Source organism: Amycolatopsis acidicola, from assembly GCF_007713735.2.
Taxonomy (GTDB): domain Bacteria; phylum Actinomycetota; class Actinomycetes; order Mycobacteriales; family Pseudonocardiaceae; genus Amycolatopsis_E; species Amycolatopsis_E acidicola.
Window position 1 is genome coordinate 24,054 of the sequence record NZ_VMNW02000035.1, and the last position, 25,486, is coordinate 49,539.

The window sequence follows — 25,486 nt, forward strand, 5'->3', positions numbered from 1 at the left end:
AATGGAGCGGTGAGCCACGAACGAATCCACCGCTTCCTCGCCGAGCACCGGCCGCCGACGCCCTGTCTGGTCGTCGACACCGAAGAAGTCACCGCGCGCGTGCGGGAGTTCGCTTCAGGACTCCCGCACGCGCGTTTGCGTTACGCGGTCAAGGCGAACCCGGAGCCGGCGGTGCTGCGCGCGGTGCTCGCCGCGGGCGGCGGGTTCGACGTGGCGAGCCCGGCGGAGGTGACGGCCTGTCTCGACGCGGGTGCCGCGCCGGAGGTCTTGTCCTACGGCAGCACGATCAAGAAGCCGGCCGACATCGCGTTCGCTTTCGGCTGTGGGGTAAGGGAATTCACCACGGACGCGGCGTCCGATGTGGACCATCTCGCCGAGCACGCCCCGGGGTCGGCGGTGTCGGTGCGGGTGCTGGTGGACGCCCCGGCTTCGGCGACCCCGTTCGGCCGTAAGTTCGGCTGCGCGCCGGGGGAAGCGGTGGCGCTGCTGACCAAAGCGGCCGAACTCGGCCTCGACCCCGCCGGGCTGGCGTTCCACGTCGGTTCACAGCAGCTGGACGTCACGGCGTGGGAGGCCGGGATCTCCACCACGGCAAAGCTTTTCGCCGAGCTTGCCGCCGCCGGGATCAAGCCGCGGTGGCTGAACATCGGCGGCGGGTTCGGGCACTCCTACCGCGAAAGCGCGCCCCCGCTGAGCGCGTACTTCGCCGCCGTCCGCGGCGCGCTGGACGCGTACTTTCCTGATAGCGCACCGGAACTCGTGCTGGAGCCGGGCCGGGCGATCGTCGCCGGCGCCGGCCTGATCCGGACCGAGGTCGTGCTCGTCGCCTGGCGCGGCGAGCATCGCTGGGTGTACCTCGACATCGGCCGGTACAACGGCTTGGCGGAGACGGAGAACGAAGCGATCCACTACCGCCTCGACGCCGCCGGCGAGCGGGGGCCGGTCGTGCTCGCCGGGCCGACGTGCGATGGTGACGACGTGCTGTACCAACACACCCCCTGCGAACTGCCGCTCGCACTGGCCCCGGGCGACCGGCTCGACATCCTCGACGCCGGCGCGTACACGGCCAGCTACTCCTCGGTGTCGTTCAACGGGATCGAGCCGCTGCGGACGTACTGCCTTGACTGAGGTGGGGGCGTTCGCCGGCCGCCACGTGCTGGCCGAACTGGACGGGATCGCCGCGAACCTGCTGGACGATCCGGCGTTCCTGCAAGAGACGCTGGCCACCGCGGTGACCGAAGCCGGGGCGACGGTGTGCGAAGTGGTGGCGCACCGCTTCGCGCCGCACGGCGTCACTGTGCTGGCGCTGCTGGCCGAGTCGCACGCGTCGATCCACACCTATCCCGAGATCGGCGCTGCCTTCGCGGATGTGTTCACCTGTGGCGCGAAAGCCGATCCGGAAAAGGCCATCCGGTTGCTGGCCGAGGCGCTGGGCACCGATTCGGTGCGGATGTCGGCCGTCGAACGCGGGAAGGTGCGTGGCTGATGCGGATCGAGGAGCCACTCGGCCCCGGGCTCACCCGGCTCTGGGAGGTCGGGGAGGTGCTGTGCGAACTGCGCACGGACTTCCAGCAGCTGGTGATCGGCCGGACCGCGCAAGGCATTTCGCTGTTCTGCGACTCGGAACGGCAGAGCACCGAAGCCACCCAGCTCACCTACCACGAGGCGCTGATGGTGCCGCCGATGCTGCTCGCCGACCGGCTGCGGCGGGTGCTGATCATCGGCTCCAGCGAGGGTGTGGCCAGTCAGCTCGCCGTGGCCGCGGGCGCGGAAACCGTAGACCACGTGGACATCGACCGGGCGGCGGTGCATGCGTGCGCCGAGCATCTGCCGTACGGCTACACGCCGGACGAGCTGGCGGCGGCCGAACGCGGTGAGGGGCCGGTGCGCGTCCACTACCGGGACGGCTGGGAGTTCCTCGCCGCTGCCGAACCCGGCTACGACGTGGTCGTCATCGACCTGCCGGACGAGAACGACGACGCCGAAGCGCAGCACAATCGCTTGTACGGCAAGGAGTTCCTGCTCCGCTGCACGGAGGTGCTGGCGCCCGGCGGCGTGGTCTGCAGCCAGGCCGGCTGCCCGACGATGTGGCGCAACGAGACGCTGATCAGCGCCTGGCGCCGGTTCAAAACGGCGTTGGGGACAGTCCTCTATTACGGCTCGGACGAGCACGAATGGGCTTTCCTCTCCGGCCGCGCCGACGACGCCACCCCGGACCTCGCCGCGAGGCTGGCCGGGCTGCCCTACCGCCCCGAGACGATCGACGCCGTCGCGCTGCGCGGCAACACCGTGCCGCCGCGGCTGGTCAGAGCTTCCGCCCCTCCTCGACCCGGTGCGTGACGGCGCGCTCGGCCACGAAGGAGAGAAACGGGATCGTGCCGGCCAGCAGCACGAGCACGGTGCCCTTGATCGACCAGCGGGCCTTGAGCGCGAGATCGACGGCCAGCACGAGGTACACCATGTAGAACACGCCATGGGTGACGCCGGCCCAGCTCATCATGCCCGGGGAGTCGGCCGCGTACTTGAGGATGAACGCGGCGGTCAGGCACAGCAGCGCCACACCGGTGGCGTACGCCAGCACCCGGTAGCGGATCAACGGACCCCGAAGCGGCGCCGCGACCTTCGCCGGGGCACCCTCGCGCTCTTCCGTGCTCACCATTCGGGCCTTCTCTCTAGCGGTCTTGTTGGTCTCGCGCGTTGAGCTCGGCGAGGTAGCGGTTGTACGCGTCCAGCTCGTCCTCGCCCTCGTGCACCCGCAGAACAGGTTTGGGCGCGCGCGGCTTCGGCAGCTTCGGCTCGGGCGCCTTGACCGGCTCAGGCTGCGCCACCTCTTGCGCCGCCCCGTCCCGCGCCGCCGCGTCCTGGGCCGCGGCCTCCTGCCGCAGCTTGCGGATGCGCAGCACCATGAACGCCGGGAACAGCCCGAACAGCGGCCACTGCAGCACGTATCCGAGGTTCTGGAAGGTGCCGCTGGCCGATTCGAACCTGCCCCACTGCCACCACGCCAGCCCGCAGCAGACGATCAGGCTGAGCAAGCACAGCGCGCCGATCGAGAGGCGTTTAGGCGTGAGGAACCCGGCTGGCACGCCTTCGACGCTAGCACTCCCGGGTCAGGAGACCTTGACTACCTGGGCGGCCTTGGCGTAGGAATCCGCCAGCCCGAACACCTTCTGCGCGTATTCGACCGAATTGTTGTAGGACAGGATCCCGTTCCACCAGCCCTGCGCGCTGGACATGTCCCGGCCGCCCGCGCACAGGTACTTCGCGGCGGCCAACGCGGCCGCGTCGATCTGCTGCGGGTCGTAGCCGCCGCCCCATTTCGCCCAGGTGCTGGGGATGAACTGCATCGGCCCGACCGCGCGGTCGTAGTTCGGGTCGCCGTCGAACCGGCCGCCGTCGGTGTCCGGGATGGCCTGCACCCCGGCGGAGCCGTCCAGCGGCACGCCGACGATCGCCTTCGACGGGCGGCCGTCGGACTGCAGTACGGCGCCGCCGTACTGACCGTGGTTGGACTCGATGCGCCCGATACCGGCGAGCGTGGCCCACGAGATCTTGCACGAGGGCTGGCTGTCGCGGAGCGCGAGTTCGGCGTTGCCGTAGCCGATCAGCGCCCTGGCCGGGATGCCGGTCACCTGGGAAACCTGGTCCGCCCATTTGGACAGCAGGTTCGTGCCCGACTGCTTGGTCTGCTGCTGTTGTGGTTGCTGCGGCTGTTGCGTCGCGGCGACCGGCGCGCCGGCGATGGTGGCGTTCACCGGGGCCGTCGAGCCTGGCTCGACGTCGGCCGCGGCCACCTGCAACGCGGGGATATCGGTAGTGGTCGGCCCGGCCTCGGGGGTGCTGGCCCGGGTGGTCACCCAGACCCCGGCTCCCGCGAGCGCCAGCACGGCGACCACGATGCCGAGCCTGCCGAGTGCGGCGACTCCCGCCGGCCGCGGCTTGCGCGGCTCAGCCGGGGAATCGCTTTCCGCCTTTTCCGCTTCGGCCGAGGGCACGTCGGCGACTTCCTGCTCAGTGTCCTCGGTGCCCAAAATCCAGCCCTTCCGGCGACGGCGTCTAGCGGATCAACGACCGCCCACCCCGCCAAGTTACTGATCCGGCCACAAGTAGGCGGAAACGGGGCCGCGCGCGAAAGGGGTCAGCTGGCCTTCTGCTGCCGGGAGAGACGAGCGACACACCACGCGGGCGCGCTGCCGCGCCGCAGGTGCTGCAGCACCGTCATCGGGCCGAGCCTGCGGCTCAGGTCCGACGGCGTGAGCCCCGCCGCCCGGTAGTCGAGCGCGCGCTGGTCCAGCGGGCTGATCCCGGCGTCCCACCACTGCTCGGCTTCGGCGACGTCGCCGATCATCTGCCACCAGCCCGCCGCGGCGGCGAGCAGCTCGTGCGGGACCTCCGGCAGCCGGGAGCTCATGGCGTCCAGGTAGTCCGGGTCCGCCGAGGTGACCGGGGCCCAGGTGCTGGCGCCGCCCCTGGCGCGCTGACCGGGAATCCCTGGCGGTTGCGGTGCGTCGGCGAGCCAAGCGGAGGTGATCGCGTCGATCTCCCGCTCTTCGGCCGTCTGTTCGTCGCGTTCGGCAGCCCACTGCCGAATCACCGCATCAACTCCGGGATCTCCGGTCATCCCTGCCTCCTTGTGCCCCAACTGACAAGTTCTGACATCGAACCGCGATGATCGAGCGATCGAGGCGTCCCGGCCGGCTCGAGCACCCAGAACCAGCTGGTCACGCGCTGTGAGCACCGTAGGGGCATTTCCGGCCGGGACGCCAGAGGTTCAAGCGCACGAATTCGGCGACCAGCACTTTAATCGCGCATATCCACCCGGATGGTCGAATCAAGGACTTCAAATTCTGGGATTTGTCACTATCCGTAGTGAATTGTCCGGCGCGCGGAAAGAGCCGGCACCGCGGCTCGGCGGTGCCGGAAAGGTATCCGGGTGGGGTCAGGAGAACAGTGCGCGCACGAAGGTCACGATCGCCTCCGCGCCGTCCCGCAGCCAGCCGAGCACGTTGTGCACCACGTCGGCGGACTGGTTGGGCTTGGTGATCAGGAAGAACAACACGAGCGCGACGACGGCGACGATGAGGATCTTCTTGGCGTTCGCCGACATGCGCTCCATCCGTTCCGGGTCCGCGACCGGGTTCACACCTGGCCGGCTGGGATTACGCGTCATCCTGCCCGGGAAGAGCACTTTCCACCACGGCTTCACCCTGATGGCTGCACCCTGTGACAATGCGTGCCCGATCCGGACACTGACACCCTAAGAGACCGGCATGGTTCTCCCCCACCCGACACGCGAGGTGAACGCGGTGTGGTGGACACCCGCACGGGTGCCCACCACTCCGATCAGGCGATGACCTCCCCCGTCCGCAGCCCCTCCACCGCGTCGCTGCCGTAGCCCAGTTCGGCGAGGACTTCGGCGGTGTCCTCGCCGCGTTCGTGCGGCGCTTCCGGCGTTTCCGGCGGGGTACGGTCGAAGCGCGGTGCGGGTGCGGGCTGCTTCAACCCGCCGATCTCGACGAACGTGCCGCGGGCGGCGTTGTGCGGGTGATCCGCCGCCTCCCACGGGCTCAGCACCGGCGTCAGGCAGGCGTCCGTGCCCTCGGCCCGCGCGACCAGCTCGTCGCGCGGGTACTTCGCGACCGCCGCGGCCACGATCTCGCGCAGCCGCGGCCATTGCGCGGGATCGAGGTGCACCGGCAGGTCCTGGTCTTCCAGGCCGAGCACCTTCACCAGATCGCCCCAGAACCGCATCTCGATCGCCCCGACGGCGACGTACTTGCCATCGGCGGTCTCGTAGGTGTCGTAGAACGGGGCGCCGCCGTCGAGCATGTTGGTGCCGCGCTCGCCGGGCCAGACCCCGGCCGCCCGCATCCCGTGCAGCTGGGTGGTGAGCAGCGCGGCCCCGTCGACCATCGCCGCGTCCACCACCTGCCCCTTGCCCGAGGACGTGCGTTCGTAGAGTGCGGACATGATGCCCATCGCCAGCAGCATCCCGCCGCCCGCGAAGTCGGCCACGAGGTTCAGCGGTGGCACCGGCTTCTCCCCGGCGCGCCCGATGGGTTCGAGCGCGCCGGCGATCCCGGCGTAGTTGATGTCGTGCCCGGCAGCCGATGCCAGCGGGCCGTCCTGGCCCCAGCCGGTGACCCGGCCGTAGACCAGCCGCGGATTGCGGGCGTGCACCTGCTCGGGACCGAGCCCCATCCGCTCGGCCACCCCCGGCCGGAAGCCCTCGATCAGCACGTCGGATCGCTCGGCGAGACGCAGCACGACCTCCACGCCCTCGGGCTTCTTCGTGTCCACGCCGATCGTGCGGCGCCCGCGCGTCAGCGGGTCACCGGGGATCGACAGCACGTCCGCGCCTGGGCGGGCACGGTCGACGCGGACCACGTCGGCGCCGAGGTCGGCGAGCATGGTGGCGGCGAACGGCGCCGGGGCCAGCCCGGCGAGTTCGACGACTTTCAGGCCACTGAGCGGACCCGGCTTCATCGGCAAAGCCCCTTACAGCGTGCGGGAAATGATTTCCTTCATGATTTCGCTCGTACCGCCGAAAATGCGCGAAATACGCAGATCGGTCCAGGCCCTGGCGATCGGGTACTCGGTCATGTAGCCGTAGCCGCCGAACAGCTGCAGGCAGTCGTCGACCACCTTGTTGACCCGCTCCGTGGTCCACAGCTTCGCCATCGCGGCGCCCTGCACGTCCAGCTCGCCCTTGAGGTGGCGCTCGATGCACTGGTCGAGGAACGCGCGTGAGACCGCGGCCTCGGTGGCCGCCTCGGCGAGCTTGAACTTGGTGTTCTGGAAGTTGAACACCGGGCGGCCGAAAGCGGTGCGGTCCTTGGTGTAGTCGATCGTCATGTCGACCGCGCCCTGCAGCGCCGCGACGGCGGTGACCGCGATGATCAGCCGCTCCTGCGGCAGCTGCAGCATCATCTGGACGAAGCCCTGCCCCTCCTGCTCACCGAGCAGGTTCGCGGCGGGCACGCGCACGTCGTCGAAGAACAGCTCCGCGGTGTCCTGCCCCTTGAGCCCGACCTTGTCGAGCACGCGGCCGCGGCGGAAGCCCGGGGTGTCGGTCGGCACGCCGATCAGCGAGACGCCCTGCGCACCCGCGTCCGGGTCGGTCTTGACCGCCAGCACCACGAGGTCTGCGAGCGCGCCGTTGGTGATGAAGGTCTTGGCGCCGTTGATGACGTAGTAGTCCCCGTCGCGGACGGCGCGGGTCTTGATGTTCTGCAGATCCGAACCGGTGCCCGGCTCGGTCATCCCGATGGCGCCGACCATCTCGCCGCTGGCGAACTTCGGCAGCCACTCCTTCTTCTTCTCTTCGGAGGCATAGTGCAACAGGTAGTGCGCCACGATCCCGTTGTGCACGGACACGCCCCACGCGCCGTCGCCGGAGCGCGCCTGCTCCTCGTAGAGCACAGCCTCGTGCGCGAAGGTGCCGCCACCGCCGCCGTACTCCTCGGGAATGGAGAGCGCGAGCAGGCCGACCTCGCCGGCCTTGTTCCACAGCTCGCGGTCGACCTGCTTCTGCTCGGTCCAGCGCTCCTGGTTCGGGACGAGCTCCTTCTGGCAGAAACTCCTGGCCAGTTCCCGGAAGTCGTCCAGCTCCCCGGCCCAGGCGCTCTTCGGCAGTTGCAGTGGCACGGCGCCGCCTCCTAGAAAACATTACGCTTGGAAGGTAAGTTCTACCCGGAATGTACATGCCGGTCGTACCGCCGGTAAAGGCGACCGAGGAGACGTCGTGACGCAGCCCCGCGGCCACCGCACCCAGGCGGAACGGCGCGAGCAGACGAGGAAGGCCCTGCTCGACGCGACGATCGACTGCCTCGTCGAACTCGGCTACGCGCGCACCTCGATGCAGGAGATCTCCGTCCGCGCCGGGGTGTCCAAAGGCGCGGCGCAGCACCATTTCGCGGACAAGGCCGAGCTGATGGCCGCCGCGGTCGAGCACCTGACGAACAAGCGGATGGCGGAGCTGGCGGAGTCGCTCGGCGCCCTGCCGCACGGGGTCGCCGCCATCCCGGCCGCGATCGACACGTTGTGGGCAGGCTATTCGGGCGCGCTGGCCACCGCGTCGACCGAACTGTGGGTGGCCGCGCGCACCGATCCCGCACTGCGGGCCGCGATCCGCCCGGTCGACCGGGCACTGGGCCGGGCCGCGCTGGAGCGCATCCGCGAGCTGACCGCCGACCTGCCGCCCGAGCGCACGGAGCTGCTGTTCTGGCTCACCGTGAACCTGACCCGCGGGCTCGCGCTGGACGCCGAGCTCGGCGGCGCGCCTGCCCGGCGCAAGCAGCTGCTCGAGGAGTGGAAGCGCGTCGCCGTCGCGCAGGCGAACGGAAAGTAGGCCGGCGGGCCGACCCGGCCCTCACGCGGGTCGGCCCTGGCCACTCGATGAGACGGGCAGAACTGCGTAATGTGACGGCTGGTCGCGAAAAGATCTCACTCCACTGGGGGAGGAAACGCTCCCCTCGTTCGCTTCGTCCCATGATGAGAAGGCGAAGGAGTCCACTCTGATGAGTACCGGATCGTTTCCCCAGCCCCAGTTCCCCGGATACGCGAAACCTCGGCGCGCGCCGCGGATGGCTGCCATGGCGGGCGGCGCGCTGGCCGTCGTTTCGGCGGCGCTACTCGTCGTCGGCACTTTCCTCCCGCTGAGCAAGGTCACCCAGGCCTCGTCCGGCGGCAGGCAACAGGAATCGACCGTCACCGGCTGGGCCCGGACCTTCGATCCGCCGCTGACCGGCTCGCTCGCGGAGTTCTATTCGAAGGCCCACACCGCGCTCGTCGGCATTCCGCTCTCCGCGATCGCGCTCCTGCTGGTGATCGGCGCTGTGCTGGCGTTTCTGGGCGCCCGCGGCTCGCGGGTGGTGCTGTTCTCGGGGACGGCGGCCGCGCTGGCCGCCGTCCTGATGCTGGGAGCGGAGCTGGAATCGCTGCTCAGCTACAACGACGCCGACCCGGACGCCAGCACCGCCGCGAGGTACGAGATCGGCCTCGGTGCGTGGCTCGTCGCGGGTGGGGCCGCGCTCTCCCTGATCGCGGTGATCGTGGCTGCACAGCGCGGAAACCCGGCGTCGGCCGCGGGGGATGTGACGCCGCCTCAGGGCTTCCCGGCGCCGGTGCAGCAACAACCCCAGTACCCGCCGCGGCCGCCGTATCAGCAGTACGCCCCGCCGCCGCAGTACCCGCCGCGGCAGCAGCAGCCCTACCCGCAGACGCCGCCCCCGCCCCAGCAGCCTCCCGCTCCGCAGCAACAGCAAGCGCCGCAGCAACCTGGCTCGCCGGAGCAGTTCGCTCCGCAGCCGCCTGGCGCGCGGGAACAACCCGCCCCGCAACCGTCCGCCTCGCAGGAGCAGTTCGCGCCGCAGCCTGGCGCGCGGGAGCAGTTCACGTCGCAGCCGCCCGCCTCGCAGGAGCAGTCGGATCTGGAGTCGCTGCGCGGGCATTTCGCGTCCCAGGACGAGCCCGCCGGGGAGACCCAGCGCCAGCCGTATCCGTCGCAGGATCCGGCGCAGCCGAACCGTCCGCAGGAGCCACCCCAGACCTGAGCCGACCCCTCCCTCCGCATACCGGCGGTATGGTGTACTCGTCGGTAACTCAGCGCGCCAACGGAGGGGCCCATGACGAGCACAGCCGCGACCACCGGTCAGGAAGCGAACCGTCCGACCACGATCGGCGGAGTCGTCGGGGCGCCTTCGGCTGCCAGGGCCGCGCAGCTCGTCCGCCGGGCGGCCGGCGGGCAGGACTCCGCGCCCGTGGAGTCGCGCGCGCCGTTCACGGGGCTGCCGACAGCGACGCTCCCGCAAGCGACCGACGCCGAAGTGCGTCGGGTGTTCGGCGAAGCCCGCGAGGCCCAACGCGCGTGGGCGGCGCTCCCGGCGCGGGAACGCCAGCACGTGCTGACCCGGTTGCACGACCTGATCCTGCGGCGCCAGGACGAGATCCTCGACCTCATCCAGCTGGAGGCGGGTAAATCCCGGATCGACGCCTTCGACGAGGTGAGCGCGACGGCGCTGGTCGCGGGCTACTACGGCAAGCACAGCGCCAAGCTCCTCGCGCCGAAGCGGGTCGCCGGCGTGATCCCGTTCCTGACCAAGGCCGGTCAGCTGCGCCACCCGAAGGGCGTCGTGGGCGTGATCTCGCCGTGGAACTACCCGCTGGCGCTGACGTCGATGGATGTGTTCCCGGCCCTGGCCGCGGGCAACGCCGTGGTGCAGAAGCCGGATAACCAGACCGCGCTTTCCGCGCTCTGGCTGCACGAACTCGCCGAGGAAGCGGGGTTGCCCGCCGGGGTGTGGCGGATCGTGCTGGGCCGGGGTTCGCAGATCGGTGACGCGCTCGTGGCGGAGTCGGATTACCTGTGCTTCACCGGATCCACGCCGACGGGCAAGGACCTCGCCGGGAAGGTGGCGCCACGGCTGACCGGGTTTTCGCTGGAGCTGGGCGGAAAGAACCCGATGATCGTGCTGCCGGACGCGTCCGCCGGCCGGGCCGCCACGGGTGCGGTCACCGCGTGTTTCTCCTCCGCGGGGCAGCTTTGTGTTTCGGTGGAACGGATCTACGTGCACGAGAGCATCCGGGAGGAGTTCACCAAGGCGTTCGTCGCGAAGACCGAAGCGCTGCGCCTCGGCGGTGAACTCGGCTATGGGGCCGACATGGGTTCGCTCACCTCGGAAAGCCAGCTGCGCTCGGTTGCGGCGCACGTGGAGGACGCGCGTTCGAAGGGCGCCACGGTGCTGACCGGCGGCCGGGCGCGGCCGGACCTGGGACCGCTGTTCTACGAGCCGACCGTGCTGGCCGACGTCACCCCGGACATGCGGCTCTACGCCGAGGAAACCTTCGGGCCCGTCGTGTCCATCTACCCCTACACCGACGTCGAAGACGCGATCGCGCTCGCCAACGAGACGGAGTACGGATTGAACGCGAGCGTGTTCACCGGCGACTCGTCGGCGGGCTGGGCGGTGGCCGCGCGGCTGAAGGCGGGCACGGTCAACGTCAACGAGGGTTACGCGGCCACGTTTGGCACCGTCGCGCTGCCGATGGGCGGGATGAAGGACTCCGGGTACGGCCGCCGCAACGGCGCCGAAGGACTGCTGAAGTACACCGAGGTGCAGTCGATCGCCCAGCAGCGCGGCCTCCGCCTGCGCCCGCCGCGGCTCGTCCCGCCGCGGCTGTGGGCGCGCGGCATGACCAGCGGCCTGCGCTTCCTGCGCCGCATCCGCTGAGCCCCGACGCTCCCGGGCCACGTGCCCGGGAGCGCCCGCCGCCGTGTTGGCCCCTCCCGCTGGCGTGTTGGCCCCTCCCGCTGGCGTGTTGGCCCCTCCCGCTGGCGTGTCCGCCCCTCCCGGCGGCGTGTTGGCCAGTCCCGGCTGTGCGTTGGCTCGCCCGCGGGTACTCGGTCCCGTCGTCCGGGCGAACGCGCCGACGCGCCGAGCCAACACACGAACGCGCCCAGCCAACACATCAACCTGGGCGGCCAACACATCGACGCGAGCGGCCAACACGGGCTCCGGGCGTCCTGGGCGCCCGGAAGCTCTACACCCGCAACGTGGATGGGCTCGTGGGGCGCATCAGCAGGCCGCGGTCATACGCGATCGCTACTGCTTCGGCGCGGCGGGTGGCTCCGAGTTTCGCCATCACGCGGGACAGGTGGACGCTCACCGTCTTCTCGCTGATGTACAGCTCCTCGCCCACCTGCCTGTTGGTCCGGCCCAGCGCGACGCGCTCCAGCACCGCTCGCTCCCGCTCGGTGAGCGGGTCCACCACATCGCGCCGCGGCTCGTTCTCGACGCCCGGCAGTTCTATCCTCGCGCGCCGCGCCAGCTCGCGGATCGCATCGCGCAAAGGCAAGGCGCGCAAGCGTTCCGCGACCTCGTGCGCCTTCCCCAACTCCTCCGCGGCGCGCTCCGTCTCGGACGCGGCGAGCAGCGCCTCGGCATGCTGCCAGCGGCAGAACGCCTCCTCGTACACCGCGCCGTACCCGAAGGCCTCCACGGCTTCCGCCCACAGCTTGGGATCCGCGGCCCCTTCGAGACCGGTCGCCATCGCCTCCGCGCGCGCCGCCCACGCCCGGCCCTCCGGCCCGAGCCGCCCGGCCCGCGGGCGCCCGTGCTCGGCCGCGTACCGCACGCGCTCCAACTCCTCCCGACCGACCTGGACCGCCCCCGCGAGCGCGGCCTCGTCCCCCTTGATCCGGGCTTCGGCGGCCAGCGCGACCGCGGACGCGAGCGCCAGCGCGCCCAGCCTGATGCCGCTCAGCAGGTAACCCTCGTCCAGCGCGCTCATGAAGCTCGCGGCTTCCTGCGCGCGCTTGATCGCCTTCGCGTGATCTCCTTGCCAGTACGCCATTTCCGCACCCGCGCCGCCCGACGCGAGCGCCGTCAGCGGCTCACCCCGCCAATGCGGCCGCAGCTCGGCCAGCAGCTTCTCCGCCGCCGCGAACCGGCCGCGGGCCACCACGATCGGCAGCCACGAAGCCGACATCCGCGCGGCGAGCGTGCTCGAAACCCCGCGCGCGGGCGAACCCGTCGCCGTCTCCATCGGCCAGTCACCACTGAAGTAACAGAGCAGCAGATGCCGCGCCCGCAACTCCAGCCCGTACGCGCTCCAGATCAGGCCCGCCTGCTCGGCCCGCTCGATACCGCGTTCGTAGACTTCAATCGCCTTGCGGATCTCGCCCTGGTCCTCGTAACTGAACCCGAGGAAGCACACCGCCCGCAGCTCGACGTTGAGCGCATCCGCCTCGCGCGCCTTGCTTTCGGCCTCTTTCAGCCGGGCACGCGCTTCCTCGAAATCCGCGGCGTTGTCCGCGAGGGCGCCGAGCGTGATCAGCGCCGAAGCCTCCGCGCCCGAGGCACCGACCTGCCGCGCGTCGGCCACCGCCGTGCGGGCGCTCCAGTACGAGTCCTCCCAGCGGTCGACGCTGCGCATGATCGCCGCCCTCGTGGCGAGCACCCACGCCCTGGTCTTGCTGACCTCCGATTCGGCCACCAGATCCCACGCCTTGCCGACCGCCTCGACGGCGAGCTCGATGGCGCCCTCGGTGTTCATCGCGGCCTCGGCCAGCCGCCGCCACGTCTTGACCGCCCGATCGCCGTCGATCTCCGGCGTCAACGCCTGCACCGCCGAGCGCGCGTACGCCACCGCCCGTTCGGGCTCCCCCGACGTGCCCGCGAAGTACGAAGCCTCGTGCAGCAGGCGCAGCTCGTCGACCTCCGTGGGTTTGTCCGCATCGGCCACGACGTCCCAGATTTCCAGCGCCTGCTCGACATGCCGCAACGCCGCGCCCGGCGCGCCGAGCCGCTCGGCCTCATCGGCCGCGCTCAGCAGCGCGGGCAGCGCCGTGGTGACGTCGCGGCTCTGCAGGCTGTGGTACGCCAGCTTCGCGTCATGCCCGCGGCCCTGCGGCGTGCGCTTGATCCGGCCCGCGTACGCCGCGTGCATCCGCGTGCGCTCGCCCGGCAGCAAATCCCCATACACCGCTTCGGAAAGCAACGCGTGCCGGAAGGTGTACGCCCCCTTCTCGACGACCAGGACGTGATGCTGCACTGCTTCGCGCAGCGCCTCGTCCAGCTCGTCCTCCCCGAGCCCGGAGACCTCGGCGAGCGCGGCGTGCGAGACCGACTCGCCCGCCACCGCGATGGCCCGCAGCACCCGGCGCGCGTCCGGCGACAGCCTTTCCAGCCTGGCCAGGAGAACCTCGGCCAGCCCGGCAGGCAGGTTCTCGGACTCCGCGCAGGAAGCCAGCAGCTCCTCGGCGAAGAAGGGGTTGCCCTCCGAACGCTCCACGACGTCGGCTATCACCTCGGGCGAGAGCGGCCCTTCGGCCAGCGCCTCCACGAACGCACGCGCGTCGGCGTCCTTCAACGGCTGCAACGCCACCTGCGTGACGGTGGGCAGCCGGACCAGCTCGACGAGCAGCGCGCGCAGCGGATGCCTCCGGTGCACGTCCTCCTCGCGATAGCTGGCCACCACGAACAACCGCTGCGCCCGGAGCCGGGAAACCAGGAACGACAACAGGTTCCGCGTGGACCCGTCCGCCCAGTGCAGATCTTCCAGCACCAGCAGCACCGGCCGGTGCTCGGCGATCTCGCTGAGCACCGCGAGCACCGCGTCGAACAGCTGGAGCTGGCCGAGGTCCTGCTCGGGGCGGGCCCGGCGCGGCACCTCGTGCTCGGAGCTGACGGGCACGAACTCCGAACTCGACAGCGGGCCCGCCTGCGCCATCGGCAGCAGCCTGCCCAATGCCGGCCGGATCCGCACCGCCTCGGTGATCGCCGCGTCCTCCGCGGTGGCGAGCGGCCCGAGCGCTTCGGCGAACGGGAGGTACGGCAGGCCGCCCTCGCGCACGTCGAGACAGCGGCCGGTGAGCACGAGCGCGCCCCGGCCGCCCGCGAACTCGGCCAGTTCCGCCAGCAGCCTGGTCTTGCCGACTCCCGCGTCCCCGGCGAGCAGCGCCGCTCCGGCCTCCCCGCGCTCGGCGCGGGTGAAGCCGGAGCGGAGCCTGCGCATCTCCTCGACGCGCGCGACCAACGGGATACCGGAACCTAATCGGGGCACGAGACGCATTGTTCCCTACCCCACCGACAATTCCGCAGTCGTTTTCGTCCTGCCCTGAGCGAACCGCGCCCCGGCACGGCCACCCGGCCCTCGTCGCACGATGTCTCTTAGCGCGCCCGGGCCCCGGACAGGGCCGTCTCTTCGTGACCCGGGCGCCGCTGTTCCGGCACCGTCACCTCGGGGATCCTTCTGCCGAGCCGCCATCGGCGCCGGGCACTGGCCGGCCGCCCCGCGCGGAAGTTCATCTCGGTCCGGTACGCCACCTCGGCCTGCACCGCGTCGAAGATCCAGTCGTTGCGCATCTTCCGTCCCTCATCTCTGCGTGGTTCTCCTGCGAACCTCAGAGTCGTCCTGAGGGCGGTGCCCCGGCATCGGAAGATCAGGCAGTCCCGGACGCGAAAAGACCCCTTACCCCGCTTTGCCCCTGCTCAGCGGTGTAAGGGGTCCTCAGCTGGTCCCTCAGGCGCGGCCGACGGCGCCCAGCAGGCCCGCCCAGCCGCGCGGCGACACGCTCAGCGCGCCGGCGTCCGGGTTCTTGGAATCGCGCACGCCCACCCGCTCGGCGAACAGCGCCACCTCGACACAGTCGTTGCCGCCACCGCTGTGGCTGCTCTTGCGCCAGACCGGCGCGGGAAATTCCACTTCCGGCATTCTCCCCACTCCTTCACTACGGCTCTTGATTGTTTTCGATGTGGGTTGGAACATCCCGCCTCAGGCGGAATATCGTTCCGCGGCCGCGGCGATCACGGCTACCGAGTCGTCCGGTTTCAGTGCCGCTGCACGCAAATGATCGAACATCAGCGAATATCGGCGCACATCGGGGGGCAGTTCCAGGAAGAAACCACCCGAAGTGCTGTCGACGTACACGACGTCGGGATCGGCCTGCTCGGGGAAACCGAGGATCAGGAACGGCCCCTCCATGCCGGGGTGCGCGCCGGCGCCGAACGGCACCACCTGGATGGTGACGTGGGGCAGCTGCGCCAGATCCAGCAGCCGGGCCGCCTGTTTCGCCATCACCTCGGGGCCGCCGACCACGCGGTGCAGCACCGCTTCGTCGACCACCGCCCAGTATTCGGGCGGACTCGGGTCCGAAAGCAGCTGCTGGCGCGCGGTGCGCGCGGCCACGCGTTTCTCGATGTCCGCTTCGTCCGCATCGGGACGCATCGCCCTGATCACCGCGCGGGCGTAGGTCTCGGTCTGCAGCAGACCGGGCACCAGCAGCGCCTGGAACGCGCGCAGCGAACTGGCATCGGCTTCCAGCCCGACGAAAGTCCCGGTGAACACTTCCTTGTAGGCGTGCCACCAGCCCGGTTTGCAGGCCTCGCGCGCCAGCTGCACCAGCGCCTCGCGCTCGTCACCGGTGAGGCCGTACAGCTCGAGCATGTCCCTGGCGTCACGCGGGGTGACCCCGACGTGCCCGGTCTCGATTCTGCTCACCTTGGAGGCGGAGCATTCGAGCTTCTCGCCGACCTCGTCGATCGTCAGGTCCGCGGCTTCGCGGAGCCGGCGCAGCTCGCTCGCCAGCCGCCGCCTCCGAATGGTGGGACCCTGACCCCGTTTCACTCCACTACCTCCAAGGTCGCGCCATTCCCCCCGGACCGATTGTTCAGCGACGGGGTCCATCTAACCAGCCGATTCGCATTTCAGTACGCGTCCAACCCACCCCTATGGGTTACTTTCGCCGTAATGAGCCCCCTGCAAATTGCACAATGCGCATGTACGCTGGCATCCTGCGTGGATCCGAGACGCGTATTCCGATCAGCAGAACGCGGCACCAGAGGAGGCGGCGTGCTCGACAGCGAGGCCATCGCCGGACCGTTGCAAGTGTCGGTGCACCAGCGACTGGACGATCTCGCCCGCTCGGCAGGACTGGCCGACGAGGAGCACGCCACGGAGCTGGCCCGGCGCGAGATTCCCTTGCTCGTACAGGCTTTGCGGGCCGTGCTGGCCGCGCACGAGCCGGACGCGCGCGGCCGCTGCCGGATCTGCCGCGGCCAGTCCGCGCGCAGGCTGTTCCGCCGCGGGAACCGCATGCCGTGCCGCGCCTACCTCGCCGTGCAGCTGCGGCTGGGCACCATCGAGGCGGCGTTCCCGCAGCACCGGCACAGCAAGCACCACCACCATCGCCGGGCCACGCACTTGCACTCGGTGAGTTGACGTGGCGCCCCTCACGGCACCCGCAGCAGGCCCTCCTGGACCACGGTCGCGATGTGCGTCCCGTCGGCCGCGAAGAACCGCCCCTCGGCCAGTGCCCTGGCGCCCGAAGCGCTCGGCGAGGCCGTGTCGTAGAGGAACCATTCGTCGGCGCGGAACGGGCGGTGGAACCACAATGCGTGATCGAGGCTCGCGCCCATCACGTCGTCCAGCTCCCAGTAGACGTTGTGCCGCGCCAGCGGCGAATCCAGCAACGTCATGTCCGAGGCGTAGGTCAGCACGCAGACCTGCAGCAGGTCCGCGTCCGGCAGCTTCCCGTCCGCGCGCATCCAGACCTGGTTGCGCTCGCTGGGCCGCCCGCTTTCGCGGGTGACCCACGGCGGGTCGTTGACGTAGCGGATGTCGATCGGCCGCGGCATCGCCCTGCTGCCGCCGAGCGCGGGGTAACCCGCTATCCGCTCGGCGAACGTCGGCAGGGTCTCCGGGGCGGGCACGTCCGGCATCGGCTCCTGGTGCTCGATGCCCGGTTCCCGGATCTGGAACGACGCCGACAGCGCGAAAATCGCCTTGCCGTGCTGGATCGCGACGACGCGCCGCGTGGTGAACGAGCGGCCGTCGCGGATGCGGTCCACCTCGTAGACGATCGGCACGCTCGGGTCGCCGCCGCGGATGAAGTACGCGTGCAGCGAGTGCACCTTCCGCTCGCTGGGCACCGTGCGCCCGGCGGCGACCAGCGCCTGCCCGGCGACCTGGCCGCCGAACACCCGCACCGGCGAATGCGCCGGGCTCACGCCGCGGTAGATGTTCTCGTCGATCCGCTCCAGGTCGAGCAGGGCGACCAGGCGGTCGAGGACGACCTGCCCGCCCAGCTCCCCGGCGACGTCGAGATCCGCCGCGGCGCCCCGGGCTACCTCAGTCATGAACCGAACTCTAAGCGACGAATCAGGCGTGGTCGTCTTCGCCGAGCCGGTGCACGCGGATCAGGTTGGTGGTACCGATCGTGCCCGGCGGCGAACCGGCGACGATGACGACGAGATCGCCCGGCTGGTACCGGTCCATCTCCAGCATCGCGTGGTCGACCTGCCGGATCATCTGGTCGGTCGAGTCCACCTTCGGCACGATGTGCGTGTTCGTACCCCACGTCATCGACAGCTGGGCCCGCACGCTCTCCTCGGGGGTGAACGCGAGCAGCGGCAGCCGGGTGTGCAGCCGGGCCAGCCGGCGCACGGTGTCGCCGGACTGCGTGAAGGCGACCAGCGCCTTGGCGTTCAGCCGCTCACCGATGTCCCTCGCCGCGTAGGAGATGACGCCCCGCTTCGTCCGCGGCACGTGCGACAGCGGCGGCACCGCGAGCGAGTCGGCCTCGACGGCCTCGACGATGCGGCCCATGGTCTCGACCGTCTCGACCGGATAGCGGCCCACACTGGTCTCGCCCGAGAGCATCACCGCGTCGGCCCCGTCGAGCACCGCGTTGGCCACGTCGGAGGTCTCGGCGCGGGTCGGGCGCGAGTTGTTGATCATCGAATCGAGCATCTGGGTGGCCACGATGACCGGCTTGGCGTTCTCCCGCGCGATCTGGATGGCGCGCTTCTGCACCAGCGGCACCTGCTCCAGCGGCAGCTCCACGCCGAGGTCACCACGGGCGACCATCACGCCGTCGAAGGCCAGCACGATCGCCTCGAGGTTGTAGACGGCCTCGGGCTTCTCCAGCTTGGCGACGACCGGCAGCCTGCCCTTGCCGACCCGGTCCATCACCTGGTGCACCAGGTCGATGTCGGCCGGGGAGCGGACGAACGACAGCGCGATGAAGTCCACGCCCAGTTCGAGCGCGAACTCCAGGTCCTCGATGTCCTTTTCGGACAGTGCGGGCACGGAGACATCCATGCCGGGCAGCGAGACGCCCTTGTTGTTGCTGACCGGGCCGCCTTCGGTGACCTCGCAGACCACGTCCGGACCCTCGACGCCCTTGACCACGAGACCGACCTTGCCGTCGTCGACGAGCAGCCTGTCCCCCGGCTTGGCGTCCCTTGCCAGGCCCTTGTACGTGGTGGAAACCCGGTCGTGGGTGCCCGCGACGTCCTCGACGGTGATCCGGACGACGTCGCCGTTGCGCCATTCCACCGGCCCGCCGGCGAACGTGCCGAGCCGGATCTTGGGACCTTGCAGATCGGCGAGAATGCCGACCGCGCGCCCCGTTTCGGCAGCCGCGTCCCGGATCAGGTCGTAGACCTGCTTGTGGTCGCCATGGCTGCCGTGGCTGAAGTTCATCCTCGCGACGTCCATTCCGGCGTCTACGAGGGCCCGCACCTTCTCCGCCGTGGCGGTGGCAGGGCCTAGCGTACAAACGATCTTCGCGCGTCGGCTCACGTTCATACAGGGTAGACCCTCGCGGCCCATCCGTCTGTACCGATCCCGAGAACGAGTCAGTCGTCCGGGTTACCTTCGCGGTTTTTCGCTGAGGCCGACGTGGTCACGGGCCCATTCGTTGAAGTCGCGAACCTGCCGCCATGCCTTGCGCACCCGGTCCAGGCAGGCGCGTTCGTGCAGCGTGTCGTCCGGGTCCCAGGCGCGCACGGCGTACAGCGAGCGATGCCGGAGCAGTTCGATCCGGGGGTGGTCCTCGGCGTAGCCACGCGGTTTCGTCCGCAGCCGGTCACCCTTGATCTCCCAGCCGGCCCTGCGGAGTTTCGCGAGAATTCCTTCCAGCGCCTTGCCTTGCACGTCGGTGTCGACGGCCTGGCGGAACCGGGCCAGCTGATCGGACTGGAGGTGGAAGCACCCTCCGCCGACGCGGAGGCCCGCGGTGGACAGCTCGACGTAGTAGGCGCCGCCGCCGCGGCCCGGCTCGATCACCCCGCCGCAATGCGTCTTGTACGGCGTTTTGTCCTTGGCGAAGCGCACGTCGCGGTACGGCCGGAAGACCTTCCCCTCACCGAAGCCCGGGCCGAACTCGGGCGTCAACTCGGCGAGCAGCGCTTCCATCGGGGCGCGGACGTCCTCCTTGTAGGTCTTGACGTTGTCGTCCCAGTACGGCTTGGAATTGTCGGCGACGAGCCCGTCGTAGAACTCGACGGCGTACTCCCCGAACCCCTCGAACTTCACCCGGCAAACGATAACGCGGGTGTCACCGGTACGGGGGACCGGCGGTTTGCCACGCGCGGCGGGCGGGGTACGGCAAGGGCATCCGAGCGAAGGGAGTCGCGGATGAACCTGTTCGACAAGGCCAAGGAAGCCCTCGGCAAGCACCCGGACCAGGCGAACCAGGGCATCGACAAGGTCGCGGACGCCGCCAAGGACAAGTGGGGCGGCCACGGCGAGCAGATCGACAAGGCGGCCGAGAAGGCGAAGGGGTTCGCCCAGCAGCAGGGCGGCCAGGAAGAGCCGCCGCCCCCGCCGCCCGCCTGACCGCGTGAACGAAGCCGGTTTCCCCGTGCGCACGGGGAAACCGGCTTCTTCGTGTCGCTACCTGCTCATCGCGGTGATCAGCTCGCCGTCGGCGGTGTCACCGGAGAGCTCCCAGAAGAACGCGCCGCCCAGCCCCTGTGTGCGGGCGTAGCTCGTCTTCCCCGCGATCGTGTCCGGGGTGTCGTAGCTCCACCATTCGCCACCACAGGAGGCATACGCGGTGCCCGCGACGGTTCCCGTTGCGGGACAACGGGTTTTGAGCACCTTGTAGTCCTCGATCCCGGCCTCGTACTTGCCCGGCGCCGCCCCGGTGGCCGTGCCGCCCGGCGCCGCCTGTGTCACCCCTGTCCAGCCGCGGCCGTAGAACCCTATGCCCAGCAACATCTTTCCGGCCGGAACACCCTTCGCCTTCAGCTTCTGGATCGCCGCGTCGGCGTAGAAGCCCGCGGTGGGGATGCCGTCGTAGGAGTTCAGCGGGGAATGCGGGGCCGTCGGGCCGTTCGCCGCCCATGCGCCGAAGTAGTCGTAGGTCATCACGTTGTACCAGTCGACATACTGCGCCGCGCCGCCGTAGTCGGCCGCGTCGATCTTGCCGCCGTTCGTGCCGTCGGCGGTGATGGCGGCGGTGACCAGCTCGCTGCCGAACCTCGAGCGCAGCGCGGACATCAGCTTCGGGAACGCCTCGGCACCGCTGCTGTCACAGGAAAGCCCGCAGGCGTTGGGGTACTCCCAGTCGATGTCGATCCCGTCGAACACGCCGTCCCAGCGCGGATCGTGCAGCAGGTTGTAGCAGGAGTCGGCGAAGGCGGCCGGGTTCTGCGCGGCCTGCGTGAAGCCCGAGGACCACGTCCAGCCGCCGAACGAGTAGATCACCTTGAGCCCGGAGTGCATCGCCTTGAGCCGCTTGAGCTGGCCGAAGTTCCCGCGCAGCGCGCCGTTGTCCCAGGTGTCGGAGACTCCGTCCACACTGCCCGCGGCGTCGTAGTACTTGTCATAGGCGGCGTAGGTGTCGCCGATCGCGCACTGCCCGTTCGTCACGTTGCCGAACGCGTAGTTCAGGTGCGTGAGTTTTCCCGCGGACCCACTGGTCTCGATGTTCTTGACCTGGTAGTTGCGGTCGTAGACGCCCCACTCGGTGAAGTAGCCCATCACCTTGCCCACCGGCGCGGACGAGGCGGGCGGCGCGAACGAGAGCATCGTGAGCACGGCCGCGAGAACCCCCGCGGCACCGAGTAGTTTGCGGCGTAAGGACATGCTTTCCTCCCGGACCCTGGTGCGGAGGGGGACGAAAGCACCGTAAATGGACTAGACCATGTGTCGAAAGGTCTAGTCCACTATTCCCTACGAAGGTAGGGCGGCGGGGTGGTGTCACCTGAGCCTTCGACGAGCACCCGCCGAGGGGCAAGTACCAGCTGACAGCCGAAGGCGCCGCCCCCGGAAAGTGCATACTTGGCAACCGCCCGCGGGGTGTTGCCGTCGCCGTGGTCTTCTCGCGACCGGGCGCGAACCCGGCGGCCGACGAGCCGATGCCACGGTGGGACTGGCCTGTCCCACCGTGGCGACCGGAGGCTCAGCCGAAGAAGACTTCGGCCTCTTCGTAGCGCTCCGCCGGCACCGTCTTGAGCTCGGCGGTGGCTTCGGCCAGCTTGACGCGCACGATGTCGGTGCCGCGCAGCGCGACCATCGTGCCGAAGTCGCCGTCGGTCACCGCGTCCACGGCGTGCAGCCCGAACCGGGTGGCGAGCACCCTGTCGTACGCCGTCGGAGTGCCGCCGCGCTGGACGTGCCCGAGCACCACGGCGCGGGACTCCTTGCCGGTGCGGACGGCGATCTCGTCGGCCAGCCAAGTGCCGATGCCGCCGAGCCGCACGTGCCCGAACGCGTCCTTCTCACCGGTCTTGAGCACCTCGGCGCCGCCCTCGGGCAGCGCGCCCTCGGCGACCACGATGATCGGCGCGTACATCCGCTCGAACCGGCGCTCCACCCACTCGGTGACCTGGTCGACCGAGAACGGGCGCTCCGGCACCAGGATCACGTTCGCGCCGCCGGCGAGCCCGGAGTGCAGCGCGATCCAGCCCGCGTGCCTGCCCATCACCTCGACCACGAGCGCGCGGAAATGCGATTCGGCGGTGGTGCGCAGCCTGTCGATGGCCTCGGTGGCGATGTGCACCGCGGTGTCGAAACCGAAGGTGTAGTCGGTGGCCGCGAGGTCGTTGTCGATCGTCTTCGGCACCCCGACGACGCCGACCCCGTCGTCGGTCAGCTTCTTCGCGACGCCGAGGGTGTCTTCGCCGCCGATCGCGATCAGCGCGTCGATCTTCTGCTCGGCCAGCACCGACTTGATCTTGTCGACGCCGCCGTCTTCCTTATACGGGTTGGTCCGGGAAGAACCCAGGATCGTGCCGCCCCTGGTGAGGATCTCCTCCACGTCGGCGAGGCCGAGCGGCCTGCTCTCGCCGGTCATCGGCCCGCGCCAGCCGCTGCGGAAACCGACCACGTCCCAGCCGTGCACCTCGATGCCCTTGCGGACGACCGCACGGATCACCGCGTTGAGGCCGGGGCAGTCACCACCGCCGGTCAGGACCCCCACTCGCATCCCATCAGCCCTTTCGAAAGTTGTCACAGGTCACACTTCTCCCCGTCAGCGTAGCCGTGGTCACCCTTGATCGGTAAAGCGGAGGCGCGCTTGGTAGGGTCGTCGGCGTGCAGCGGTATTTCTGGTTTAGCGGGCCGGCCCTGGGTGGGCCAGCCGGCGAGATCGCCGCGCGCTGAACCACCCTCGAGCCGGAAGACAGACCGGCTCGGGTGGCAAGACCGCGGGCCGGTCGGGAAAGGACCAGTCCCGCCATGCCGATCACCGCAGGCCCCGCCGAAATCCTCGACAACCAGCGCACCGCCGGGATCAGCCCGCTGATCCCGCCTTCGCTGCTGCGCCAGGAACATCCGATGGACGCCGCCGTCGCGAAAACCGTGGCACAGGGCCGTTCCGCGACCGTCGACATTCTCAACGGCACCGACGAAAGGCTGCTCGTCGTGGTCGGGCCGTGCTCGGTGCACGACCCGGAGGCGGCCGTCGACTACGCGATCCGGCTCGCGGAGAAGGCGGACCAGCTGCGCGACAGGCTGCACGTGATCATGCGGGTGTACTTCGAGAAGCCGCGCACCACGCTGGGCTGGAAGGGCCTGATCAACGACCCGGCGCTGGACGGCTCGTACGCGGTCAACCAGGGCCTGCGGATGGCCAGGAAGCTGCTGCTCGACATCTCCGCGCTCGGCCTGCCGGTGGGCTGCGAGTTCCTCGACCCGATCACCCCGCAGTTCATCGCCGACATCGTCAGCTGGGGTTCGATCGGCGCGCGCACCGCGGCCAGCCAGGTGCACCGCCAGCTGTGCAGCGCGCTGTCGATGCCGGTGGGGATCAAGAACTCCACCGAGGGCGACGTGCAGGTGGCCGTGGACGCCACCCGCGCCGCCGCGGCCAGCCACGTGTTCCCCGGCATCAACGCCGACGGGCTCGCGGCGCTGATCACCACCTCCGGCAACCCGGACTGCCACGTGATCCTGCGCGGCAGCGCGGCAGGCCCCAACTACGACAGCGAGACGGTCAGCGACACGCTGGCCCGGCTGCGCAAGGCGGAGCTGCCGGAACGGGTGCTCATCGACGCCTCCCACGGCAACAGCGGCAAGGACCACGTGCGCCAGGCCGGGGTCGTCGAAGAGGTGGCGAACCGGATCGGCGCCGGTGAGGGGATCACCGGCGTGATGCTGGAGTCCTTCCTCGAGGCCGGGCGGCAGGATCTGGTGCTGGGCAAGGCTTCCGAGCTGACCTACGGGCAGTCGATCACCGACGCCTGCATGGACTGGCCCACCACGGCCGGTCTCCTGGACACGCTGGCGGCGGCGGTGCGCTGACAGCGTGCGGGGCACCCTCGGCGCGAGGGTGCCCCGATGCTCAGCGGCGGTTCTTCAGCGCCGCGTCGATCACGTGCCAGCGCTCGAGGTTGTGCTTGGCGTCGGCGAGCGCGTCGTGCGCGTCGCTCGGCGGCGAGGGCAGCTTCGGCTTGCCCGCGTCCTCCCAGCGCTGGCGCAGGTCACGGGTGAAGCGGGGCAACTGGCGCGGCAGCGCGGGCATGGCGCCCCACAACTGCGCGAGCGCCACGTGGTCATACGCCGCGTACCAGGCCCACAGTTCGATTCCGCCCGGCGGCTTGCCGAAGAACTCCAGCAGGTCGGCGCGGATCCGCTCCCGGCTTCGCCACGCCTTGTCCGCGGGCGAGGGCAGTTTCGGCAGTACGTTGTCGCGCACCCACTGGCCTGCGCGGCCGGGGTCGAAATCGGTCGAAACCGCGTAGAACTCCCTGCCCCGCTCGTCCACGACACCGATCGAAACCAGATCGATCGTCACGCCGTCCTCGATGAATTCGGTGTCGTAGAAGAATCGCACCGAAGCACCTTAGGGCCTTGGCTACCCGGCCTTCGTCTCCGGTACCCGGTCGGCGTCCGCGACGGCGGCCTGCGACGGCACATCCGGGCGCACGCCCGCCTGCTCCGCGGCGATCAGCTCCTTCGCCCGCGCGGCGTAGATGTCCACGTACTCCTGACCGGAGAGCTCCATCAGCGCGTACATGATCTCGTCGGTGATCGAGCGCTCGATGAACCTGTCCCCGGACAGCCCGTCGTAGCGGGAGAAGTCCAGCGGGGCGCCGAAGCGGATCTCCAGCCGGCGCGGCCACCACATCTTGGAGCCGATCGGGTTGACCTTGTCCGTGCCGATCATCGCGACCGGGATGACCGGCACCCCGGCCTCGAGCGCGATCCTGGCGACCCCGGTCTTGCCCTTGTGCAGCCTGCCGTCCGGCGAGCGGGTGCCCTCCGGGTAGATGCCGAGGAGGTTGCCTTCGCGCAGCAGCCGGATCGCGGTGTCGAGCGCGGCCTGCGCGGCGCTGCCGCCGGAGCGGTCGATCGGGATCTGGCCGACGCCGGTGAAGAACCACTTCTTCAGCCGGCCCTTGAGCCCCTTCTCGGTGAAGTACTCCGACTTGGCCGGGAACGTGACCCGCCGGGGTACCCGCAGCGGCATGAAGAACGAGTCCGCGACCGCGAGGTGGTTGCTGGCCAGTATCGCGCCGCCACGGTCGGGGATGTTCTCCTGGCCGGTGACCTTGGTCGGCCACAGCGTCTTGAGGATCGGGCCGAGCAGCACCCACTTCAGCAACCGATACAGCACAGCGACATGCCCTCCCGCCTGGCCCGGATCGCTCGGCTGATCCAGAGTACGAACCGTGACGGGCAGAACACAACGGCAACCTCCCCGTTGCGCGTGATGTCACAGGGCCGGGAGGCATGTGACAACGGCCGCCCG

At 70.0% G+C, this 25,486-nt stretch carries 27 protein-coding genes; 9 read left to right on the forward strand and 18 right to left on the reverse strand.

Annotation, left to right across the window (positions count from 1 at the left end; translation table 11 throughout):
- Positions 1–9 precede the first annotated feature (9 nt).
- The 3 genes from FPZ12_RS22660 to FPZ12_RS22670 are packed head-to-tail and all read left to right on the forward strand — an operon-like array spanning position 10 to position 2,340.
- Positions 10–1,128, forward strand: a complete 1,119-nt coding sequence (locus tag FPZ12_RS22660; RefSeq protein ID WP_144757782.1) for a type III PLP-dependent enzyme — start codon at positions 10–12, stop codon at positions 1,126–1,128.
- Complete coding sequence (gene speD, locus FPZ12_RS22665) at positions 1,121–1,486, forward strand: adenosylmethionine decarboxylase (protein ID WP_166462865.1); 366 nt, start codon at positions 1,121–1,123, stop codon at positions 1,484–1,486. Before FPZ12_RS22660 ends, speD begins: the two co-directional genes overlap by 8 nt.
- Positions 1,486–2,340: a spermidine synthase gene (locus FPZ12_RS22670; RefSeq protein WP_144757784.1), complete on the forward strand. Its 855-nt coding sequence runs from the start codon at positions 1,486–1,488 to the stop codon at positions 2,338–2,340. Before speD ends, FPZ12_RS22670 begins: the two co-directional genes overlap by 1 nt.
- Here FPZ12_RS22670 and FPZ12_RS22675 read toward each other — a convergent pair.
- The 7 genes from FPZ12_RS22675 to FPZ12_RS22705 form a co-directional block, all read right to left on the reverse strand.
- Positions 2,306–2,659 (reverse strand): DUF3817 domain-containing protein, encoded by a 354-nt coding sequence (locus tag FPZ12_RS22675; RefSeq protein ID WP_144757785.1) that lies wholly within the window; start codon positions 2,657–2,659, stop codon positions 2,306–2,308. The two genes, FPZ12_RS22670 and FPZ12_RS22675, sit on opposite strands and share 35 nt — an antisense overlap.
- A gap of 13 nt (positions 2,660–2,672) precedes the next feature.
- Positions 2,673–3,086, reverse strand: a complete 414-nt coding sequence (locus FPZ12_RS22680; protein ID WP_144757786.1) for a hypothetical protein — start codon at positions 3,084–3,086, stop codon at positions 2,673–2,675.
- Positions 3,087–3,110: 24 nt separating this feature from the next.
- Entirely contained in the window at positions 3,111–4,031 is a 921-nt protein-coding gene (locus tag FPZ12_RS22685; RefSeq protein WP_424923630.1) for a lysozyme family protein, read from the reverse strand.
- A 107-nt stretch (positions 4,032–4,138) separates the two neighbouring features.
- Entirely contained in the window at positions 4,139–4,621 is a 483-nt protein-coding gene (locus tag FPZ12_RS22690; protein WP_144757787.1) for a helix-turn-helix transcriptional regulator, read from the reverse strand.
- A gap of 318 nt (positions 4,622–4,939) precedes the next feature.
- Entirely contained in the window at positions 4,940–5,143 is a 204-nt protein-coding gene (locus FPZ12_RS22695; RefSeq protein ID WP_144757788.1) for a hypothetical protein, read from the reverse strand.
- 200 nt (positions 5,144–5,343) lie between these two features.
- On the reverse strand, positions 5,344–6,486 hold the full coding sequence (locus FPZ12_RS22700) for a CaiB/BaiF CoA transferase family protein (protein WP_144757789.1): 1,143 nt from the start codon (positions 6,484–6,486) through the stop codon (positions 5,344–5,346).
- A gap of 12 nt (positions 6,487–6,498) precedes the next feature.
- Entirely contained in the window at positions 6,499–7,647 is a 1,149-nt protein-coding gene (locus FPZ12_RS22705) for an acyl-CoA dehydrogenase family protein (RefSeq protein WP_144757790.1), read from the reverse strand.
- Positions 7,648–7,744: 97 nt separating this feature from the next.
- On the opposite strand from FPZ12_RS22705, the gene FPZ12_RS22710 reads away from it, so the two are divergent.
- The 3 genes from FPZ12_RS22710 to FPZ12_RS22720 all read left to right on the forward strand — a co-directional run bounded on the left by FPZ12_RS22710 (position 7,745) and on the right by FPZ12_RS22720 (position 11,231).
- A complete protein-coding gene (locus FPZ12_RS22710) occupies positions 7,745–8,350 on the forward strand; it encodes a TetR/AcrR family transcriptional regulator (protein WP_144757791.1) in 606 nt (201 codons plus the stop codon).
- Positions 8,351–8,519: 169 nt separating this feature from the next.
- On the forward strand, positions 8,520–9,554 hold the full coding sequence (locus FPZ12_RS22715; protein WP_150980454.1) for a hypothetical protein: 1,035 nt from the start codon (positions 8,520–8,522) through the stop codon (positions 9,552–9,554).
- 72 nt (positions 9,555–9,626) lie between these two features.
- Positions 9,627–11,231 (forward strand): succinic semialdehyde dehydrogenase, encoded by a 1,605-nt coding sequence (locus FPZ12_RS22720; RefSeq protein WP_144754923.1) that lies wholly within the window; start codon positions 9,627–9,629, stop codon positions 11,229–11,231.
- 310 nt (positions 11,232–11,541) lie between these two features.
- Here the strand turns inward: FPZ12_RS22720 and FPZ12_RS22725 are convergent, their stop codons facing one another.
- The 4 genes from FPZ12_RS22725 to FPZ12_RS22740 form a co-directional block, all read right to left on the reverse strand.
- A complete protein-coding gene (locus FPZ12_RS22725) occupies positions 11,542–14,574 on the reverse strand; it encodes a helix-turn-helix transcriptional regulator (RefSeq protein ID WP_144754926.1) in 3,033 nt (1,010 codons plus the stop codon).
- Positions 14,575–14,672: 98 nt separating this feature from the next.
- Positions 14,673–14,867, reverse strand: a complete 195-nt coding sequence (locus tag FPZ12_RS22730; protein WP_144754929.1) for a hypothetical protein — start codon at positions 14,865–14,867, stop codon at positions 14,673–14,675.
- Positions 14,868–15,024: 157 nt separating this feature from the next.
- On the reverse strand, positions 15,025–15,216 hold the full coding sequence (locus FPZ12_RS22735; RefSeq protein WP_144754932.1) for a DUF397 domain-containing protein: 192 nt from the start codon (positions 15,214–15,216) through the stop codon (positions 15,025–15,027).
- Positions 15,217–15,276: 60 nt separating this feature from the next.
- Positions 15,277–16,128, reverse strand: coding sequence for a helix-turn-helix domain-containing protein (locus tag FPZ12_RS22740; RefSeq protein ID WP_144754935.1), 852 nt, complete (start codon positions 16,126–16,128; stop codon positions 15,277–15,279).
- A gap of 225 nt (positions 16,129–16,353) precedes the next feature.
- On the opposite strand from FPZ12_RS22740, the gene FPZ12_RS22745 reads away from it, so the two are divergent.
- Positions 16,354–16,722 carry a hypothetical protein gene (locus FPZ12_RS22745; RefSeq protein WP_208025956.1) on the forward strand — a complete coding sequence of 123 codons (369 nt, stop codon included), beginning with the start codon at positions 16,354–16,356 and terminating at the stop codon, positions 16,720–16,722.
- Positions 16,723–16,733: 11 nt separating this feature from the next.
- Here FPZ12_RS22745 and FPZ12_RS22750 read toward each other — a convergent pair whose 3' ends face one another.
- From FPZ12_RS22750 to FPZ12_RS22760, 3 genes are all read right to left on the reverse strand, one after another.
- A complete protein-coding gene (locus FPZ12_RS22750; RefSeq protein ID WP_144754938.1) occupies positions 16,734–17,639 on the reverse strand; it encodes an acyl-CoA thioesterase in 906 nt (301 codons plus the stop codon).
- Between the two features lie 22 nt (positions 17,640–17,661).
- Positions 17,662–19,086, reverse strand: a complete 1,425-nt coding sequence (gene pyk / locus FPZ12_RS22755) for a pyruvate kinase (protein ID WP_144754942.1) — start codon at positions 19,084–19,086, stop codon at positions 17,662–17,664.
- 69 nt (positions 19,087–19,155) lie between these two features.
- Positions 19,156–19,821, reverse strand: coding sequence for a DUF2461 domain-containing protein (locus FPZ12_RS22760; protein ID WP_144754946.1), 666 nt, complete (start codon positions 19,819–19,821; stop codon positions 19,156–19,158).
- A 102-nt stretch (positions 19,822–19,923) separates the two neighbouring features.
- Between FPZ12_RS22760 and FPZ12_RS22765 the strand changes: the two genes are divergently transcribed.
- A complete protein-coding gene (locus tag FPZ12_RS22765; protein ID WP_144754949.1) occupies positions 19,924–20,124 on the forward strand; it encodes an antitoxin in 201 nt (66 codons plus the stop codon).
- A 57-nt stretch (positions 20,125–20,181) separates the two neighbouring features.
- On the opposite strand, the gene FPZ12_RS22770 is transcribed toward FPZ12_RS22765, so the two are convergent.
- Positions 20,182–21,321 (reverse strand): glycoside hydrolase family 18 protein, encoded by a 1,140-nt coding sequence (locus tag FPZ12_RS22770; protein WP_424923631.1) that lies wholly within the window; start codon positions 21,319–21,321, stop codon positions 20,182–20,184.
- A gap of 373 nt (positions 21,322–21,694) precedes the next feature.
- Positions 21,695–22,720, reverse strand: a complete 1,026-nt coding sequence (locus tag FPZ12_RS22775) for a 6-phosphofructokinase (RefSeq protein WP_144754955.1) — start codon at positions 22,718–22,720, stop codon at positions 21,695–21,697.
- A 251-nt stretch (positions 22,721–22,971) separates the two neighbouring features.
- Between FPZ12_RS22775 and FPZ12_RS22780 the strand changes: the two genes are divergently transcribed.
- Positions 22,972–24,036: a 3-deoxy-7-phosphoheptulonate synthase gene (locus FPZ12_RS22780; RefSeq protein ID WP_144754958.1), complete on the forward strand. Its 1,065-nt coding sequence runs from the start codon at positions 22,972–22,974 to the stop codon at positions 24,034–24,036.
- Between the two features lie 40 nt (positions 24,037–24,076).
- Here FPZ12_RS22780 and FPZ12_RS22785 read toward each other — a convergent pair whose 3' ends face one another.
- Together FPZ12_RS22785 and FPZ12_RS22790 are read right to left on the reverse strand one after the other, a co-directional pair.
- The gene (locus tag FPZ12_RS22785; protein ID WP_144754961.1) at positions 24,077–24,568 is read right to left on the reverse strand and encodes a polyadenylate-specific 3'-exoribonuclease AS; all 492 of its coding nucleotides are present in this window, start codon (positions 24,566–24,568) and stop codon (positions 24,077–24,079) included.
- Between the two features lie 21 nt (positions 24,569–24,589).
- Positions 24,590–25,351 carry a lysophospholipid acyltransferase family protein gene (locus FPZ12_RS22790; protein ID WP_144754965.1) on the reverse strand — a complete coding sequence of 254 codons (762 nt, stop codon included), beginning with the start codon at positions 25,349–25,351 and terminating at the stop codon, positions 24,590–24,592.
- Positions 25,352–25,486 lie beyond the last annotated feature (135 nt).